This window comes from Protofrankia sp. Cas3 (assembly GCF_963555955.1).
GTDB lineage: Bacteria > Actinomycetota > Actinomycetes > Frankiales > Frankiaceae > Protofrankia.
The window spans coordinates 1-3,281 of record NZ_CAUVXP010000294.1 but is presented as its reverse complement, the minus strand read 5'-3'; the positions used below and the strand labels follow the sequence as shown (position 1 = coordinate 3,281).

The 3,281-nt window shown below is 68.7% G+C and carries 2 protein-coding genes and 1 pseudogene; 2 read left to right on the top strand and 1 reads right to left on the bottom strand.

Annotation, left to right across the window (positions count from 1 at the left end; genetic code table 11):
• Window positions 1-75: 75 nt before the first annotated feature.
• Window positions 76-546 (bottom strand): NUDIX domain-containing protein, encoded by a 471-nt coding sequence (locus U9983_RS27345; protein WP_322756771.1) that lies wholly within the window; start codon window positions 544-546, stop codon window positions 76-78.
• A 273-nt stretch (window positions 547-819) separates the two neighbouring features.
• On the opposite strand from U9983_RS27345, the pseudogene U9983_RS27340 reads away from it, so the two are divergent.
• Window positions 820-1,194: pseudogene (locus U9983_RS27340) on the top strand (cell division protein FtsK); the annotation flags it as partial.
• 720 nt (window positions 1,195-1,914) lie between these two features.
• Window positions 1,915-3,281: protein kinase domain-containing protein (locus U9983_RS27335; RefSeq protein WP_322756770.1), on the top strand; the 1,367-nt coding region annotated here is incomplete at its 3' end.

Here is a 3,281-nt window from a genome sequence, read left to right as displayed (position 1 = left end):
ACGGTCGATCGCCCGTGCCCGTCCGGTGCTGGCGGCCTCGATCGATCGGACGTTCACGCGGCTGGCGGCGGCCGATCAGCCGATGTAGGGCGTGGGCCGTCCTTCGAGGTAGTGATCGATCCGCAAACGCATGGACGGGTGGATGGTCAACGTGTCGAGGTCGTCGGGGGCGACGAACTGGACTTCCTTGGTTTCGCTGCTGGTCCGCAGGGTGCCGCCGAGCATCCGGGTGGTGAAGCACAACGAGAACTGCTGGCGGACCTCGCCGTCGTCGTAGGCAAGCACATGCCGGGGGTTGGTATACACCCCGATCAGGCCGGTGACCGCGATGTCGATGCCGGTCTCCTCTTTGGTCTCGCGGACGGCGGCGTCCGCGATCGACTCGCCGAGGTCCATGCCGCCGCCGGGCAACGCCCACAGGTCGTTGTCCGTCTTGTGGACCATGAGAATGCGCCCCTGCTCGTCGGTGACCACGGCGGTGACCGACGGGACGACGCTGTTCGCGGCGGGGGCGTTCGGGTCGTTGAAATAGTCGATACGTGCCACGGATCTACCAAGCTCCTTCGGTAACGGCCCAGACCTTCTCGAAACTGGCGGTGTAATGCTCGAACAGGCTCCCCCCGGCGGTCTGACGGAGGTGGATAACCGGGGAATGCGCGGCGGGCGCGCCGTAGACGTGGGTATTGACGAGCATGTCGGCGTCGAACCGGTAGATCGAGTTGTACAGCGTCGTGGCATGCAGTCGGACATCGACACCGGGGACGCCCTGGAGCCCGGATAGCTAGGTGAGGGTGAGCCGGGTCCGGGCCGCGAGGTTAAGGCCGCGCACCGGGCGTGGGGGTGATCGGGGCGGTGCAGGATCCGCGGAAAGAGGTGCTGCCGTTCCGGGATCTGTTCCCGGTCCGGGTGGCGCTGCGGATGACCGAAGCCGACCAGGTCGATCTCGTGCTCGGGGATGGTGCCCGCGACCGCGGGGCACGGGCCGACGAGATCGGCGAGGACATGCCCGGGGTCGGCTATGTGCTCCTGGACGGCCAAGCCGACCCGGTCCGGGTCCGGGCGGCCTGGGTCGACGATGCCGAGATTGCGCGGATGGCGCGTCGGTATCCGGTGCCGGCGGTCGCCGAACTGATCGATCTGGTCGGCGACGGTCCGGACGGGTGGACACCGGATGTGGACGGGCGGGCGGCATGACCGCGGGTCCGGAGGACTACGCCCTGGTGTATCCGCTGCCGGTCTGCGGCTGGTGGCGGGCTTGATCGGAGATCAACGAGCATGCGAAACCAGCTCGTGGGCGCGGCAGGGATCGAACCTGCGACCACTCGCTTGTAAGGCACGGACCGACCCCTGCCTCACCAGCCCCAGCCCAGGTCGCGGATTCCGCTGAGATACGCAGTGGTCCGCCAACGTCCGTGGCTGTTGCTACACCGGTTGCTACAGCAGATCGAGAGCCGACCTCGTCGACCGATGCCCGATGGCAAGCCGACCCGCACCGCAGGCGCGCCAAGCGCCGAGGAGCGGAAGCGGTGCGGCAGGGTTCGTCCAAGCTGTCCCCGGAACTGACCCGGCGTAGATACCGGGGAACCGACCCGCGGATTCAAAGTCTCGTTTGTGATGTTCGTGGAGGTCTGTCGACGTTCGCCAGCTTGAGGCGGCGGACCTCCGTCGTCCGTGGCCTTCCGCCGACATCCGCTCGCGTTGCTGTCGGCGGTTGCTGTCACTCCGGTGCCCGATACCCCGGCCCAGGAGCGGCGTCGTCCCTGCCCGTTGCAAAGGTGTGGGTAGCTTGCCGCCGGTAGGGGCTGATTGGCTACAGTTACCCCATCCGGGGAGAGGATGGCGGCTTGGACCGTCGGGGGTCCTCCACGGTCGCCAGGGGGGAGCGGCAGGGCTGTGCCGGTAGACAGTGACCGTGTGAAGCGGGCGTTACCCGACCGCTACGAGCTGGGCCGCACGCTCGGCGGTGGCGGTTTCGGGGATGTGTTCCAGGCGCGGGACGGTCAGTTGGAGCGGCTGGTCGCGGTCAAAGCGATAGCGGTGGAGGATACCGACGGGGATCGGCGCGCCAGGGACGAAGCGAAGATCCTGGCCGGGCTGAACCATCCGCATGTGGTCAACATCTTTGACGTGGTGGAAGTCGAGGGCCTCTTCCTGTTGTTCATGGAGTTCGTCGCCGGGAAGCCCCTGGACAAAGTCAGCCGCGGCCTCCCGCTGGAAACGGTGTGTGGGATCGGGCTGGCGGCCGGGGACGCGTTGGCGTATGTGCATAACCAGGATGTGCTGCACCGTGACATCAAGCCGGCGAACCTTCTCCTCGCCGACGACGGCACCCTGAAGATTGTCGACTTTGGGATCGCGAAGCTGCTGAAGCACACCGCCGTGTTCGGGAGGACCGGGACGCCGGGTTGGATGGCGCCGGAGCAGCGGAACTTCGCCGTGCTCGGCCCGGCGACCGATCTGTACTCGCTCGGGCTGGTGCTGTACTCGTTGTTCGCCGGGCAGCTGCCGGCACGTCCCCGCGTCGGGCCGCTGACCGGTGTGCACCCGGCGCTGGCCGCGGTGGTCATGCGGGCGGTGGACGAGGACATCGACGCGCGCTACCCGTCGGCGCACGCGTTCGCCGTCGACCTCGCTGAGGCTGCCGCGGAGGCGCTCGGAGCGGGCTGGCTCAAACGCAGTCGCCTGATCCTGCGGGTGGATGATGCGATCCGGGAGGCAGCCACCCGCCTGCCGTCCCCACCGGTCCGGCCGACGCGCCGGTTCGGGGTGGATGTTCCGCCGGAGGGGTTCAGCGGGCGGGAGCTGCGGGGGGCAGACCTGTCCGGGCTGGATTTGCGGGGCGCGGACCTGACGGGGATGGATCTGACCGGCGCCCGGCTGCTGCACAGCACGTTGACTGACGCCGTGTTACGGGAGGCGACGCTGGCGCACGCGGTGTTCGATCGCACGTCGCTGTCCGGGGCGGACCTGTCCGGGGCGGTTCTGACCGGCGCCCGGCTGGTCCGGGCGGATCTCACCGGTGCGGTCCTGACGAGCAGTCGTTGGCAGGGTGCGGTGTTGCTGTCCTGCCCAGTGGACCAGGCCGCCCTGGTCCGGGCGGAGCTGGCTGGTGCCGCGGTCACCGGCCGTGATCCGGCCGCGGTGGTGATACCGACCCCGATGCGCGATGTTTTGGCTGTCGCGTTCTCCCCGGACGGCACCCGGCTGGCCTCCGCCGGCTTCGATCGGACGGTGCGGCTGTGGGATGTGGCCAGCGGCCGGCAACTCGCCGAACTCACCGT